13 protein-coding genes are annotated in these 14,267 nt (G+C 65.6%); 1 reads left to right on the top strand and 12 read right to left on the bottom strand.

The features are described from left to right. The 12 genes from HC022_RS04520 to HC022_RS04465 all read right to left on the bottom strand — a co-directional run. On the bottom strand, positions 1 to 1,301 hold a 1,301-nt coding region (locus HC022_RS04520; RefSeq protein ID WP_167451511.1), incomplete at its 3' end, for a carnitine 3-dehydrogenase. Continuing rightward, on the bottom strand, positions 1,298 to 2,218 hold the full coding sequence (locus HC022_RS04515) for a 3-keto-5-aminohexanoate cleavage protein (protein WP_167451510.1): 921 nt from the start codon (positions 2,216 to 2,218) through the stop codon (positions 1,298 to 1,300). The genes HC022_RS04520 and HC022_RS04515, both read right to left, overlap by 4 nt. Positions 2,219 to 2,227: 9 nt before the next feature. Continuing rightward, a complete protein-coding gene (locus HC022_RS04510) occupies positions 2,228 to 3,010 on the bottom strand; it encodes a carnitinyl-CoA dehydratase (protein WP_008887409.1) in 783 nt (260 codons plus the stop codon). Beyond that, positions 3,007 to 5,052 carry an acetate--CoA ligase family protein gene (locus tag HC022_RS04505; protein ID WP_167451509.1) on the bottom strand — a complete coding sequence of 682 codons (2,046 nt, stop codon included), beginning with the start codon at positions 5,050 to 5,052 and terminating at the stop codon, positions 3,007 to 3,009. The genes HC022_RS04510 and HC022_RS04505 overlap by 4 nt, the downstream gene beginning before the upstream one ends. 3 nt (positions 5,053 to 5,055) lie before the next feature. After that, the gene (locus HC022_RS04500) at positions 5,056 to 6,216 is read right to left on the bottom strand and encodes an acyl-CoA dehydrogenase family protein (protein WP_167451508.1); all 1,161 of its coding nucleotides are present in this window, start codon (positions 6,214 to 6,216) and stop codon (positions 5,056 to 5,058) included. A gap of 80 nt (positions 6,217 to 6,296) precedes the next feature. Continuing rightward, positions 6,297 to 7,106 (bottom strand): ABC transporter permease, encoded by an 810-nt coding sequence (locus HC022_RS04495; protein WP_008887493.1) that lies wholly within the window; start codon positions 7,104 to 7,106, stop codon positions 6,297 to 6,299. Continuing rightward, a complete protein-coding gene (locus tag HC022_RS04490; protein WP_008887463.1) occupies positions 7,103 to 7,912 on the bottom strand; it encodes an ABC transporter permease in 810 nt (269 codons plus the stop codon). The genes HC022_RS04495 and HC022_RS04490 overlap by 4 nt, the downstream gene beginning before the upstream one ends. A 65-nt stretch (positions 7,913 to 7,977) precedes the next feature. Then, the gene (locus HC022_RS04485) at positions 7,978 to 9,084 is read right to left on the bottom strand and encodes an ABC transporter substrate-binding protein (protein ID WP_167451507.1); all 1,107 of its coding nucleotides are present in this window, start codon (positions 9,082 to 9,084) and stop codon (positions 7,978 to 7,980) included. An 87-nt stretch (positions 9,085 to 9,171) separates the two neighbouring features. Continuing rightward, the gene (locus tag HC022_RS04480; protein WP_368484612.1) at positions 9,172 to 10,194 is read right to left on the bottom strand and encodes an ABC transporter ATP-binding protein; all 1,023 of its coding nucleotides are present in this window, start codon (positions 10,192 to 10,194) and stop codon (positions 9,172 to 9,174) included. 102 nt (positions 10,195 to 10,296) lie between these two features. Continuing rightward, positions 10,297 to 11,325, bottom strand: coding sequence for a LysR substrate-binding domain-containing protein (locus HC022_RS04475; RefSeq protein ID WP_254884934.1), 1,029 nt, complete (start codon positions 11,323 to 11,325; stop codon positions 10,297 to 10,299). After that, positions 11,267 to 12,001 (bottom strand): class II aldolase/adducin family protein, encoded by a 735-nt coding sequence (locus HC022_RS04470; RefSeq protein ID WP_167451505.1) that lies wholly within the window; start codon positions 11,999 to 12,001, stop codon positions 11,267 to 11,269. Before HC022_RS04470 ends, HC022_RS04475 begins: the two co-directional genes overlap by 59 nt. After that, entirely contained in the window at positions 11,998 to 13,134 is a 1,137-nt protein-coding gene (locus HC022_RS04465) for a TauD/TfdA family dioxygenase (protein WP_167451504.1), read from the bottom strand. The genes HC022_RS04470 and HC022_RS04465 overlap by 4 nt, the downstream gene beginning before the upstream one ends. Positions 13,135 to 13,251: 117 nt before the next feature. Here HC022_RS04465 and HC022_RS04460 point away from each other — a divergent pair, with 117 nt between their 5' ends. After that, positions 13,252 to 14,133, top strand: coding sequence for a LysR substrate-binding domain-containing protein (locus HC022_RS04460; protein ID WP_167451503.1), 882 nt, complete (start codon positions 13,252 to 13,254; stop codon positions 14,131 to 14,133). Positions 14,134 to 14,267 lie beyond the last annotated feature (134 nt).

Below are 14,267 nucleotides of genomic sequence, written 5' to 3'. Positions count from 1 at the left end.
AGCATGAGCGTTTCGATGGTGGCCGCAAGGCTGCCGTCTTCCTGCAGAATGCGGTGAAAGAGCTTCATCTTCTTGCCCACGCCTTCGAGCACCTGCGTGGTCACGGTCAGCACCGCCCCCCGATGCACTTCACCAAGATACCGAATGCGGGTGTCGACGGTGAAAAAGCTCTTGCCGCTGGCGACATAGGTATCGTCGGCGCCCACCAGCTTCATCATGCCGTCGGTGGCCCAGGTGCCGAGCTCGAGATAGGCGGCCTCGTTCATGTGACCGTTATAGTCGGTCCAGGTCACCGGCACGGCGCGGCGTTGCGTGACCGGCAGCCCGTCGATCTCGCCGCCGGTCTCGAGCTGCGCCTCATGGGCGGTGATCACGCCCCCTGCGCCGCTGCCGGTGCGGCGCAGGCCCCGCAGGATGGCGACGAGGTTGTCATCGCGCAGGGTTTCCATCTGGGCGATGGTCATATGGCCGGACTGCGCGTCCGACTGGTCGCTGATGGCCTGCACCAGCGCGGCGTCGAGATCGGGCACATCGGTGAGCCTGGACCACGGCCAGTGCAGCGAAGGGCCGAACTGCTCCATGTAGCTGGCCATGCCGGCCTCGCCGCCTGCCAGGCGATAGGTCTCGAAAAGGCCCATCTGCGCAAGCCGCAGGCCAAAGCCCATGCGCATCGCGTCGTCGATCTGCGCGGTGGTGGCGATGCCGTCCCTGATCATCCACAGCGCCTCGCGCCAGAGCGCTTCCTGAAAGCGGTTGCCGATGAAGGCATCTATCTCGGCATGCATCTCCAGCGGGGACATGCCGATGGACTGTACCACGGGCAATGCCCTGGCGCGCAGCTCCGGCGCGCCGGTGATCTCTGCAAGCGGCAAGAGGTAGACCGGGTTGAACGGATGGACCACGACCACCGGCGCGCCGTGCGCCGCAAGGTCAGACGCCTTGAAACCGGAGGTCGACGACGCGATGAACCCATCCTCGGGCAGATGCGCGGCGATCTGGTCATAGACCTTGTGCTTCAGGTCCAGCCGCTCGGAGACGCTTTCCTGCACCCAATCGGCCCCCTGCATGGCCTCCTCAAGCGTCTCGCAGAACCTCAGCGTGCCCTCTGGCGGCAGCGCCCGGTCGTAGAGCGCGGGCAGCGAGGCGCGGGCCCGGTCAAGCACCGCGCCGATCTTGCGCGCTGCCTCCGGATCGGGATCGAACACCGCCACGTCCCAGCCGTTGAGCAGGAACCGCGCCGCCCAGCCGCCGCCGATGACGCCGCCTCCGATGACGGCGGCCTTCTTGGTCGTGGGGGTCATGCAGGCACCGGCATGTCACGCTTCACGAGGCCAAGCTGGTCGCGGACGTCCTGCGGTCCCATCAGCGAGGCGCCCATGTTGGCGAGGATGTTCGCCGCTTTCTCGACGAGCTGCGCATTGGTCGCCATGACACCACGTTCGAGATAGAGGTTGTCCTCGAGGCCCACCCGCACGTTGCCCCCGGCAAGGGCTGCTGCGGCCACATAGGGCATCTCGTCCCGGCCGAGGCTGAACGCCGACCAGGTCCAGCCGGCGGGCACGTTGTTGACCATCGCCATGAAGGTGTTCATGTCCCCCGGCGCGCCCCACGGAATGCCCATGCAGAGCTGCACCAGCGCGGGATCGTCCAGCACGCCTTCCTTCACCAGCTGCTTGGCGAACCACAGGTGCCCGGTGTCGAAGGCCTCGATCTCGGGCTTCACGCCAAGCTCGGTCATCATCCGGCCCATGGCACGCAGCATCTCGGTGGTGTTGGTCATCACGTAGGTGCCATCCCCAAAGTTCATCGACCCGCAATCGAGCGTGCAGATCTCGGGAAGGCAGGCGCGGATATGCGCCATGCGCTCGGTGGCGCCCGCCATGTCGGTATTGGCGGTGTCCAGCTGCATCGGGGTCTCGACATCGCCGAAGGTCAGATCGCCCCCTGTCCCGGCGGTGAGGTTCAACACGACGTCCACCTCGGACGAACGGATGCGGTCCGTCACCTCGCGGAACAGCGCCACGTCACGGCAGGGCGCACCGGTCTCGGGGTCGCGGACGTGGCAATGCACCACCGCCGCGCCCGCCCTGGCGGCATCTATGGCGGCCTCGGCGATCTCGGCCGGCGAGCGCGGCACGAGCCTGCTCTTGTCCTGCGTGGCCCCTGCCCCGGTGATGGCGGCAGTGATGAAAGGCTTGCGGTTCATCTGAAGGGTCATGGGATCTCCTTACCGGCCCTTCCAGACCGGATCTCGTTTTTCGGCGAAGGCGCGGGCGCCTTCCTTCTGGTCCTCGGAGCGGTAGAGCTTTTCCACCGTCTCGAACTGGCTGGCGTTGATGCGGTTGAGGGCGTCCTGGAACTTCATGTCCTCGGCCTCGCGCGCGATCTCCTTGATCGCGGCGAACACCAGCGGCGGGCCGGCGGCCAGCTCGTCGGCCATCTTGCGGGCCTCGGACATGAGATCGGCGGCGGGGACGATCCGGTTGACCAGCCCCCAGCGATGCGCCTCCTCGACATCGAACCAGCGCCCGGTGAAGAGCAGCTCCATGGCGATGTGATAGGGAATGCGCTTGGGCAGCCTCAGCGTCGCCGCATCGGCCACGGTGCCAGACTTGATCTCCGGCAGGGCAAAGCTGGCGTGATCCGCGGCAAGGATGATGTCGGCGCTGATCGCAAGCTCCAGCCCGCCGCCGCAGGCGATGCCGTTGACGGCGGCGATCACCGGCTTGTTGAGGCCACGCAACTCCTGCAACCCGCCGAAGCCGCCCTTGCCATAGTCGCCATCGGCTCCCTCGCCCTCGGCGGCGGCCTTGAGATCCCAGCCGGGGCAGAAGAACTTCTCGCCCTGCGCGGTGAGGATCGCCACGCGCAGCTCGGGATCGTCGCGAAATTCGGTGAAGATCTCGCCCAGCTCTCGCGAGGTCGCCATGTCGATGGCATTGGCCTTGGGCCGGTTCAGCGTGACTTCGAGCACCGCGCCGCGGCGATGGGTCAAGACGTTCTGGGTCATTCTTCCATCCTGATCAGGGCATCCGCCGCCACCGCGTCCGTCGCGCGGCAGATCAGCGGGTTGATTTCGATTTCGTGCAGCGCACCTGCGTGCTCCTGCACCAGCTGCTGCAGCGCCATGGCCGTGTCGATCACCGCCTCGATATCGGCACCGGGACGGCCCCGGTAGCCGGTCAGCAGAGGCGCGGTGCGAAGGCTTTGCAACGCCGCGCCGATGTCCTCGCGGCTGGCGGGGATCAGCACCGAGGCGGTGTCGCGGATCAGCTCGGTCAGGATGCCGCCCAGCCCCAGCGTCAGCACGAAGCCATGGGCCGGGTCGCGCGTCACGCCAAGGATCAGTTCCGCCACCGTGCCGGTGATCATCTCTTCCACGAGAAAGCTCTCGGCGGGCATCTTCGCGGCGGCCTCCGCAACCGCCTGCGCGCTGGACAGGTTCAGCACCACGGCCCCGGCTTCGGTCTTGTGGGCGATGCCCTCGCCCTTGAGCACCACCGGGAAGCCGATCTGCGTTGCGGTTTCTGCGGCCTGCCCGGCCTCACCGGCGCGTCCCGAACCGGGAACGCGCACACCGAAGGTTTGCAGCAGCGCCTTGGCCTCGGCCTCGGAGAACACCCGCGCTGCGCCGTGGCCATTCAATGGCAGGGTCACGGGATCGGGGCGCGCATTGCGTCGCCCCGGCACGGTGACGGCGGCCCGCATCGCACGCAGCGCGTCGCCCATGCCGCAAAGCGGGACGATGCCCATCTCGAGCGCCTTCATCGCCACTGGCTCCGGCAGCCCCTCGGAAAGCAGCGAGACCAGCGCCATCGGCGTGCCCGTCACTTCGCGGGTCTTCGCGACGGCGCGCAGGACCTGATCGTAGTCGGGCGCCTCGAACCGGTCGTTGCGGGGGTAGTCCACCACGACGCAGCCAAGCCCCAGATCCGCGCCCGCCGTGCAGAGCGCGGTGAAGGTCGCCGTCAGCGCGTCTTCGTCGCCCCAGATATAGGTGTTGTAATCCAGTGGATTGGCGAGCGCGACCTTGGGGCCGAGCGCCGCGCGCAGGCCGGTTTTCTGCGTATCGGTCAGGGCCGGATAGGTCACCCCGGCGATTTCGCCCATATCCGCCATCAACGACGCCTCGCCTCCGGAACAGGAGGCCGAGGCGATGCGCGCAGAACGCAAGCCCCCGGTGACATGCAGGATCTTCAGCGTCTCGACCAGTTCGGTCGGCGTGTCGACCTGTGCGATGTCCAGCCGCCGCAAGAGCGCCCGGGCGCCCGCGTCCGAGCCGGTAAGCGAGGCCGTGTGCGACACTGCCGCAGCCTGCGCCTGCTCGGACGCACCGACGCGCAGGGCGACGATGGGCTTGCCCAGCTCGGCCGCACGGTCCGCCAGCGCCTCAAAGGCAGGCAGATCGCTGATCCCTTCGATGTGCAGGCCAAGCGCGGTGATGCGCGGATCTTCAAGCAGCGCAATGCCGAGGTCCGACATCGAGGTCTGCGCCTGGTTGCCAGCCGCGACCACGGCGGCGAGCGGCAAGCCGCGGCGCTGCATGGTCAGGTTGATGAGCACGTTGGAGGACTGGCCGATCACGGCCACGCCGGTCTCGACCGGTGACATGCCGTGCCGGTCGGGCCAGAGCGCCACGCCATCCAGCGCATTGACGATGCCATAGCAGTTCGGCCCCAGAACCCGCATCTCTCCAGCCGCTTCGACCAGCTGCGCCTGCAGCGCGTCGCCATCGGCAAGCTCGGAAACCGCCTCCGAGAAGCCGGCGGCGAAACACACCGCACCACCGCATCCCATGGCGGAAAGCTCGCGCGCCATGGTCACCGTCAGCTCCCGGTTGACGCCGATGAAGGCCGCATCGGGCACCGCCGGCAAGGAGGCGAGGTCCGGATAGGCGGGCAACCCGCCAACTTCGGACTTCTTCGGATGCACGGGCCATATCGGCCCGGTGAAGCCGGTGGCACGGCACTGGCGCACCACCGCCTCGCACCAGGCGCCGCCACCGATCACGGTGACGGCCTTCGGCGAGAAGAACCGGCTCAGCGGCGACATGGCTCAGGCTCCCAGCGGCCGGAAGATCTCCCGGCTGATGATGTGGCGCTGGATCTCGGACGTGCCGTCCCAGATGCGCTCCACCCGCGCGTCGCGCCAGAAGCGTTCGATCGGCAATTCGTCCATCAGCCCCATGCCGCCGTGGATCTGCAGCGCCGCATCGGTGACGCGGGCAAGCATTTCCGAGGCATAGAGCTTGGCCGAGGCGATCTCGCGGTTTGCGGGCAGCCCCTGGTCGAGACGCCATGCGGAGGCGAGGGTCAGCCAGTCGGCGGCGTCGATCTCGGTGATCATGTCGGCGATCTGGAAGCTGACGCCCTGGAACTTGCCGATGGGCTGGCCGAACTGCTTGCGCTCGGCGGCGTATGCGACGGCGTGGTCATAGACCCGGCGCGCCCTGCCGACCGAGTTCGTCGCGACGGTGATGCGCGTGGCATAGAGCCATTCGTTCATCACGTCGAAGCCGCCGTCGACCTCGCCCAGCACCTGCGCGTCCGAAAGACGGCAGTTGTCGAAATAGAGGATGCTGTTCTGGTAGCCCCGGTGCGAGACGGAATTGTAGCCGCGCGCGATCTCGAAGCCCGGCGTGCCGCGATCCACGAGGAAGCAGGTGATGCGCTTTTTCGGGCCGCGCGGGGTCTCGTCGACACCGGTGGCGACGAAGACGATGACGAAGTCCGCGTGCTCTGCGCCGGAGATGAAATGCTTGGAGCCGTTCACCACCCAGTCGCCGCCGTCGCGCACGGCCTGACATTTCATGCCGCGCACATCCGAGCCGGCATCGGGCTCGGTCATTGCGAGCGCATCCATCTTCTCGCCGCGCACCGCGGGCATCAGGTACTTCTCGACCTGTTCCCCCTCGCAGGCCATCAGGATGTTCTGCGGCCGTCCGAAGAAGTGGGTCAGTGCCATCGAGCCGCGGCCAAGCTCGCGCTCGACCAGCGCGAAATCGACGTGGCTGAGGCCCGGGCCGCCAACGCTCTCGGGGAAGTTCGAGGCGTAAAAGCCCAGATCGAGGCACTTTTGCTTGATGTTCTGCGCAATCTCGGCGGGCACCTCGCCGCTGCGCTCGACGAGCGCCTCGTGCGGGTAGATCTCCTTCTCGACGAAGCTGCGCACGGTGGAGACGATCATCTCCTGTTCTTCGGTCAGTCCAAAATGCATGAGTCACACTTTTCTTTTGTGCGGAAGTTCCGGGTGGGTTCGGTCCGCGCCCGGGCTACGGGCGCAGGAATGGGGCGGGATCAGCGCGAGCGTTCCTTGCGCATCAGCATCGCGGCGCGGATGACGACCAGCAGGGTCACCACGCAGATCAGCAGCACCGAAAGCGCGGCGATCGAAGGATCGACGTTGTCACGCAGTCCCATCCACATGCGGCGCGGCAGGGTGATCGTCTCGACCGAGGTGACGAAGAGCGTCACGCCGATCTCGTCCCAGCTGAGCAGGAAGCACAGGAAGAACGCACCGATCAGGCCGAAGCGGATGTTGGGCAGGATCACCCCGACGACGCGGGTCGGCACGCTGGCCCCCATCGACTGGGCGGCGAGGTCCATGCGCCGATCAAGCTGGCTGAGCGAGACCATGACGACGACGACCGCATAGGGAATGACCATGACCATGTGCGCCAGCACCACGCCGCCAAGCTTGTCGTAGGCGATGATGTCGTTCCAGCGGGCCATCTGGTTGAGGAAGAAGTACAGCGTCAGCGAAGACACCACGGGCGGCGCGACCATCGGCAGCAGCACGAAGCCGGTCATCAGCCCCGCACCGCGCGGGCGCAGCATCCAGATGCCGATGCAGAAGGCCGCCGCCAGCGCCACCGCGAGAAGGCTGGCCAGCACGCCGACCTGCAGCGATGTTAGCAGGCTCTGGCCCCACTCGGGATCCTCGAACAGCGCGGCGTAGTGCCGCCAGGACCAGTCGCCGTTCGGCAGCGACAGGTAGCGCCGCGAGGTGAAGCTGACGGGCACCACGGCGATCAGAGGCATCAGCAGGAACACCGCGACGAGGCCCGAAAGAAGCGTGGCGATAATGCCGGGACGAAGCCTGTTCATTTCGCCATCTCCCCGTAGCGCCGCATCAGCACGTAGAGGATGCCCCCGACCCCGAGCATCAGCACCACGCTCATCGCGGCGGCCATGCCCCATTGCGGGATCTGGAAGATCCAGAGGTAGATCAGTTCGGCCACCAGCACCGACTGTCCGCCGCCCAGCAGCGCAGGGGTCACGTAAAAGCCGATCGAGAAGACGAAGACGAGCAGGGTCGCGCCCATGATGCCGCTGGCGGTCATCGGCAGGAACACCTGCCAGAAGATCCGTAGCCGCGTGGCGCCCATGCCGTCGGCGGCGGTCAGCACGCGCTCATCGACATTGCGCATGGCGGTTGCCAGCGGGAAGACCGCGAAAGGGATCAGGTAGTGCGACATGCCGACGACCACGGCGAACTCGTTGCGGGTCATCTGGATGGCGCTGTCGATCAGCCCCATGTCCTGCAACCACGTGTTAAGCAGGCCACGGTTGGACAGCATCGACAGCCAGCCGAACGCGCGGCTGAGCACCGAGATCCAGAACGGGATCATGATGCACAGCTCGGTGATCGAGCGCACCAGCGGCGAGCCCCGCACCCAGAGCAATGTGATGACATAGGCGCAGCTCACCGACACGGCCGTGACCATCACGCACAGGCGCAGTGTCCGCCAGATTACGCCAGTCGGCAGATCCTCGGTCAGCACGCGGCTGTACTGGGCCAGCCCCGGATCGGGATCGGTGAAGCTCAGCTGCACGATCCCCAGGAACGGCAGCAGGTAGCTGGCTCCGAGGAACAGCAGCACTGGACAGATGAGAAAGAGAAAGGCGCGCATGGGGTCTCCGGTCCGCCGCCCCGACAAGGGGGCGGCGGTCGTTGAAAATCAGGCGGAGGTGTCGATCAGGCCGAGATGATCTGAAGATAGGCGTCGAGCGCGGCGCCGTAGTTCTCTTCGTACCAGTCGGTATCCAGGGCGACCTGTTTCGGCAGGTTCTCAGGGTCCATCGCGTTGAAGCGGCGCTCGCCTTCGGGGATCAGCTCGTCGGCGGCGGGGTTCGACGGCGCATTGCCCAGCATCTGGAACAGCACGACCTGGCGCTCTGGCTCCTGCGTGGCGGCGATGTAGCGCATCGCGGCCTCGGTGCCGCCGGGGTTGTCCTTGAGCACCCCGATGCCGCCCGGGCCGATGATGCCGTCCTGCCAGGTGAAGGTGATCTCGCCCTCGGTATCCTTGTGAAGCAGGCTTGCGCGGGTGTTCCAGATCAGCGCCATCGACACGTCGCCGTTCAGCAGCAGCGACTGGCTTTCGGCACCGCCGCCCCAGAAGGCGCCGATGTGTTCCTTGAAGCCTTCGATCTTGGCATGGGCACGCTCGAGGTCGAGCGGGTAGAGATCCTCCGGCGCCACGCCATCGGCCAGCAGAGCCGCTTCCCACATGCCCGCGCCCCACTTGTACATGGACCGCTTGCCGGGGAACTTCTCGGTGTCGAAGAAATCGGCGATGGAGGTGGGCGGCTCGTCGAAGCGCGTCGCATCGTAGGCGATGACGTAGCTGTAGAAATAGCAGGACGAGCTGTATTCCCAGCCGAAGCCCTCACGCTGCTTTGCCTCGTCAACGATGTCATAGTCGATGGGCTCCATGAGCCCCTTGCGCCCCAGCGCCTGCGACGAGAACGGGTCCGCGTCCACAAGGTCCCAGGTCGGGTTGCCGCCCTGCACCTGCGCGGTGATCGCGCCCTCGGTCGGGCCGGAGCCGTCATAGAGCACCTCGATACCGGTCTCTTCGGTGAACGGCGTACCGAACGCTTCGTCCATCGCATCGAGCGCATCGCCGCCCCAGTTGACGAAGACCAGCCGGCCCTCCTGCGCCTTCGCCGCGCCCGCGCCAAGCGCGGTTGTGCCCATCAGAGCCGCAAAGCCCTGCAGCATCTGGCGGCGCGAGATTTGCCCCTTGGCGGCGCGTTCTTTCAGGATCTCCGCGAGGTCGTTCTGAAAATGAGTGTTCATGAGTCTCACCTGTTGGTTTTTTTGAATGGGTCTTGTCGTCCCGACGCGACCTGCGCCGCGGGTCGGGGAATTGTCGTGTGACCGACCTCAGATGGCGAAGCTGTCAGGGGTGTTCCAGGCCACGCGCAGCTCGGTGCCCGCAGCGGGCGGCGGCACTCCGGGACCGTTGTCGAAATAGAGCATCAGCTCTTCACCCGCCCGGGTCTCCAGCAGCAGCCGGGATTTCGATCCGAGATAGACCCGGTCGCGCACCGTGGCAGGCAGTTGGTTGGCGTCAGAGTCGGTGGCAAGGCGCATGTGCTCGGGGCGGATCGCCAGCGTGTCGAAGGCCGCCGCATTGGTGGGCAGCTCGATCGGCGCGTCGGACAGACCCGCAAGCGACAGGATGTTGATGTCGCCGAGGAATTCCGCGGTGAAGCGGTTGGCGGGGCGTTCGTAGACCTCGGCCGGTGTGCCGATCTGTTGCAGCGCGCCCTGATTGAAGATCGCCACGCGGGACGACAGGGCCAACGCCTCTTCCTGGTCATGGGTGACGAAGACGAAGGTTGTGCCCAGCTCGCGGTGCAGGCGGCGCAGCTCTTCCTGCATCTGCCCGCGCAGGTTCTTGTCGAGCGCCGAGAACGGCTCATCGAGCAGCAGCACCTTGGGCTCGTAGGCCAGCGCCCGAGCCAGTGCGACCCGCTGCTGCTGCCCGCCCGAAAGCGCCTTGGGCTTCTTGTCGGCGTGACCGTCGAGGCCGACCATCTCGACCATATGCGCGACACGGTCGACAATCTGTGCCTTGCTGCGTTTCTGCACCTTCAGCGGGAAGGCGATGTTCTCGGCCACGGTGAGATGCGGGAACAGGGCATAGCCCTGGAACACCATGCCGAAGCCGCGCTGGTTGGCCGACCAGGTGGTCATATCCTGCCCGTCGAGACGCAGCTGGCCCGACGTCACCGGCTCGTATCCGCCAAGCATCATGAGGAAGGTGGTCTTGCCCGAACCCGATGGGCCGAGCAGGGAGAGAAACTCGCCCTCCGAGACCCCGAGGGAAACATCCCGCAAAGCGTGGAACTTCCCGTATTTCTTTCCGACCGAACGTGCTTCGATCTGCGTTGTGTCTGACACAATCGCCTCGCTCTTCATTCCTGTCCGTTGTGCCCCAAGGGTGCGGAGAGCAGAGGTGAACTGCAAATGAAACTTATTCAGAAGCGTGACAAACGTCTTTTGTCACGACCTTCTGGATGAGCTGAGCCTGCTAAATTCAATCTTTGATTTCAGCCACTTATGGAACTCTTCAACAATGGGATTTTCGGTATTTTCCTTGGGCGTGCAAATGAAATAACCGGTGTCCGCGTGCAAAGAAGCCGAAAACGGCCGCATCAGACGCCCTTCGCGCAGGTCTTTTCCCCAAAGAACCGTGTCGCCGATGGCGATCCCCTCCCCCGCCAGAACCGCCGTATGGACGATGTTCATGTCCGAGTAGCAGATGCCGCGCCGGGCATCCTCGGACGGCAGCCCCGAGAGGGCCATCCAATCCTCCCAGTCGGTGAAATCGGTGATGTGCAAAAGTGTCGCCTGCTGCAAGATGCGCAAGTCGTTGAAGCTCTCGAACCGGCTGAGATAGGCAGGGCTGCACAGGGGCGTGAACTCAACCGCGAACAATGGCTCCGTCCTGAGGTTGGCGCGCGGCTCGTGCCCGAAGGTGATGAAGGTGTCGATCTCGGGATTGGTGGTCTCTGCCATCTTGTGGGAGCTCAGGACGGTTACCACCACGTCGGGATGCTCGGCGATGAAATCGCCCAGATGCAGGCACAGCCAGCCATCGGCAAAGCCGGGTGTGGCGCTGATCGTCAGCGAGCCGGTCAGCCCCTCCTGCGCCACCCGCGCGGTGGAGGTGGCGATCATGCTGAGCGCACGGCGCACGTCCTCGGCATATGCGAGGGCGCGGGGCGTGATCTCGGACTTGTTGCCGCTGCGTTCGACGATCTTGAAGCCGAGATCGGCCTCGAGCAGCCGCAACTGGTGACTGATCGCACTGCGCGTGACGTTCAGCTCGGCTGCGGCGCGCCAGAGGGCGCCGTTGCGGGCGACGCTCTCGATGGCACGCAGCGCCTGAATGGAAGGGTAGCGTTTGATGGCAGGCCTCGCGCGTGGATGCCCCCGCTGGATACACCGGCGGGGGCCTGCATGCGAGCGCTCAGAGCACAGGGAGCTGCGACTTGAGAAAGTCGAAGTGCCGTTCTGCCATTCCGGCATAGGCCCGCCAGCCATCGGCGGTGTTCTGCGCCACCGCATCCGAGAGCACCGCCAGCGGTGCCCCCGTTGACCGGGCCAGGATCAGCGTCTGCGCCGCCTTCTCGAAGAAGTAGAGATCCTCGAAGGCCGCCGCGACGGTCTCGCCCGTCACTGTGACGCCGTGGTTGCCCATCACCAGCACGCTTTTGTCGCCCAGCGAGTCCGCCAGCCGCTCGCCTTCCTCCTCGGCGTCGGCGATGCCGCCGAAGTCGAGATCATAAGCGGTGCGCCCGTAGAACCGCGCGGTGTTGTTGTCGATCGGCACGATGGTCGGGTCCTTCAGGCAGGCCAGCGCCGTGGCGTAAGGCGAATGCGCGTGCAGGATCACCCTTGCCTCGGGTTTCTTGCGGTGCAGCGTGCCATGCACGCACCAGGCGGACGCGTCGGGCGTGCCCTCCCCCTCGATCACCCGCCCGTCGCGGGCGTCAATGCGCAGCAGATCCTGGGGGTGGATCGACGCGAAATGCTGCCAGCAGGGATTCAGCAGAAACTCGTGCTCACTGACGGCAGCGCTGAAATGGTTGCCAACCGACTCGCTCCAGCCCATCTGGTGGCAGATGCGGAAGGCGGCCGAGAGATCCTGGCGCAGGGCGGCAGTCTCCCCGGCGCTCCCGGTCATCTGGGTCAGGTCCTTCATTTGAAACGCCCCTCGCTCACCAGTGCGCGGTAGGTGGAGCGCATCTCGGCCCGGTCGGTGTAAGTGCCGCGCAGGTAGCGGTCGCCGCTTTCGGCGGTATAGGCCGCGCGGCCATGCACGATGCGGTGGTTGTCGAAGACCATGCATTCGCCCGCCTTCATCAGGAAGGTCATCATGTACTTCTCTTCCTGCAGCATCTTCCCGAAGCGGCAGAACGCCGGATACCAGCGGTCAAGCAGCTCTTGATCCAGGTCCGAGATGTCGAGCATGTGCTGGCTGATGGTCAGACCGGACACCTCTCCGTGCTGATCCAGTTCGATGATCGTCTGACGCGAGCGCATGTCATAGGTGTCGTGCTCGCAGAAGAAGGGCACCTTGGTTTCCGCGAGCAGCTTGAACCCCTCGGGATCACGCGCACGGAAATCGTTCGCCACCGCAACGCCGTCGGCATAGAGGCTGTAGCCGCCCTCGACCGTGTTGGCGCGGCAATGCAGGAACTGCACGCCGGGGGCATGTTCTTCGGCGGGGGTGTCGGTGTGCAGCTCCAGCGCTGAGGCGGTGTAGGCGGTGTTGGTCGGGTTGATGTGGGTCTTCACGTCGAAGTAATCGCCGAAGAAGGTCGGGCGGACCCGTCCGATCATCTCGGCGGTCTCGGTGAGACCCTCATCGCTGTCCGGCATGTCGGTGAGGATCACGAAGCCCTTGACCAGCATCGCCTCGATCCACTTGGCGCGCAGCTCCGGATCGGCCTTGAGCGCGGGCTGGCTGAAGCGCGGCACGTTCGGGTAATGGTCGCCGTACCACGCCTCGCGGGCGAGGTCGGCGGGATCGGCGCGGCGCTGCGGGGTCTTGTAGGCCTCGAGCCATGCCAGCGGGAAACGGGTCACGTGGTCTTCGCTGTCCCAGGTGATTTCCAGAACATCGCCAGTGACTTCGGCGGTCTTCGCCTTGGGGGCGGCATCGAGATGAAAGATGTCGAAGCTGCGCTCGCGTGTGGTGCTGCTGAACGAGCTGGGGCAGTTGTCGCGCAGCCAGTAATAGTTAAAGTAATGAGATTTTCCGTCGGAGAGAAGGAGCTTCAGCCCGTTGTCCTCAAGGACCGGATCAGCCACGGTGGAGGTCATGACATTCATGCGCGTTTCCAGTTTATTGGAGTGAGTTGGGAGATTTCTGCGAAGAAACATTCCACGTCTTTCTTTCCGCCAAAAGCCGGATTAGCGTGAAGCTAACTTAAGTCCTGGATTAACTTTATGAACCGCCTGCCCCCGTTGCGCCTGCTGACCACCTTCGAGGCTGTCGCCCGGCACGGTTCGGCGCGGCTTGCCGCCGCCCGGCTCAACGTGAGCGCGTCCGCGGTGAGCCAGACCGTCAAGGCGCTCGAGGATCATATCGGCACCTCTCTGTTTGATCGCGGCACGCGTCCCGCGCAGCTGACGGAAGCGGGCGAGCTTCTCGCACGTGCGGTACGTGACGGGCTGGGACAGATCGCGGCGGCGCTCGAGGACATCCGGGCACTCAGCGGTCAGGACGGCGCCCAGCTGACAGTGTCCTGCACATTGGGCATGGCCACCTATTGGCTGATGCCTCGTCTGCCTGATTTCTACGCCGCGCACCCGGATGTGACCGTGAACGTACAAGCTCCGGCAACCGACCTGCCGCACCTGTCTCCCGGCATCGACGTGGCCATCCGCTACGGCACCGGCGGCTGGAGCGAGGGCACGACAGTGAAACTGTTCGACGAACGCGTCTGCCCGGTGGCGGCCCCCCAGCTGCTCGAAAGCCTTCTCGGGAAGGGGGTCGGGCTCGATGCGGCACCACTCATTCACGTGCGCAGCCCGCACAACCAGCATTGGGCCGGCTGGGAGGAATACCTGCGCGCCCGGCGGATCGAACGCAGCCGGCTGTCGGGGCAGACGTTCAACAATTACGTTCAGGCCGCGCAGGCGGTGCTGGACGGGCGCGGTGTCATGCTGGGCTGGCGCTCCATTGCAAGCGGTGCGGTCCGCGAGGGCGCGCTGCGCATGTGGCCAGACGGAGAGCTTGATCTAGGCACATCCTACTACGTGACCGGACCTCGACGCCCGTCGGGCCCCGCGCAGGCTTTCCTAGACTGGATCACCGCAGATGAGTGAGCTTCCGCCGCCCCCTCATGGCCGGGCGACGGGGCGCCCACTGCAACGAAACTCGGCTTTACCGCCCTTCCAACGAGCCCTCCCGGAACCTCGGCGAAGATCGAGCTGCTGCAGCGCGTGACAGGGACGACCGC

The organism is Salipiger sp. HF18 (assembly GCF_011806505.1).
GTDB lineage: Bacteria > Pseudomonadota > Alphaproteobacteria > Rhodobacterales > Rhodobacteraceae > Salipiger > Salipiger thiooxidans.
Note: the sequence above shows the minus strand (reverse complement) of the source record. Positions and strands in the feature narration are given on the sequence as shown.

Bases quoted from the DNA above. Each gene is read 5' to 3' on its own strand.
- HC022_RS04515 (WP_167451510.1), bottom strand. From the start codon at position 2,218: ATGACCCTTCAGATGAACCGCAAGCCTTTCATCACTGCCGCCATCACC.
- HC022_RS04510 (WP_008887409.1), bottom strand. From the start codon at position 3,010: ATGACCCAGAACGTCTTGACCCATCGCCGCGGCGCGGTGCTCGAAGTC.
- HC022_RS04505 (WP_167451509.1), bottom strand. From the start codon at position 5,052: ATGTCGCCGCTGAGCCGGTTCTTCTCGCCGAAGGCCGTCACCGTGATC.
- HC022_RS04500 (WP_167451508.1), bottom strand. From the start codon at position 6,216: ATGCATTTTGGACTGACCGAAGAACAGGAGATGATCGTCTCCACCGTG.
- HC022_RS04495 (WP_008887493.1), bottom strand. From the start codon at position 7,106: ATGAACAGGCTTCGTCCCGGCATTATCGCCACGCTTCTTTCGGGCCTC.
- HC022_RS04490 (WP_008887463.1), bottom strand. From the start codon at position 7,912: ATGCGCGCCTTTCTCTTTCTCATCTGTCCAGTGCTGCTGTTCCTCGGA.
- HC022_RS04485 (WP_167451507.1), bottom strand. From the start codon at position 9,084: ATGAACACTCATTTTCAGAACGACCTCGCGGAGATCCTGAAAGAACGC.
- HC022_RS04475 (WP_254884934.1), bottom strand. From the start codon at position 11,325: ATGCCGGAATGGCAGAACGGCACTTCGACTTTCTCAAGTCGCAGCTCC.
- HC022_RS04470 (WP_167451505.1), bottom strand. From the start codon at position 12,001: ATGAAGGACCTGACCCAGATGACCGGGAGCGCCGGGGAGACTGCCGCC.
- HC022_RS04465 (WP_167451504.1), bottom strand. From the start codon at position 13,134: ATGAATGTCATGACCTCCACCGTGGCTGATCCGGTCCTTGAGGACAAC.
- HC022_RS04460 (WP_167451503.1), top strand. From the start codon at position 13,252: ATGAACCGCCTGCCCCCGTTGCGCCTGCTGACCACCTTCGAGGCTGTC.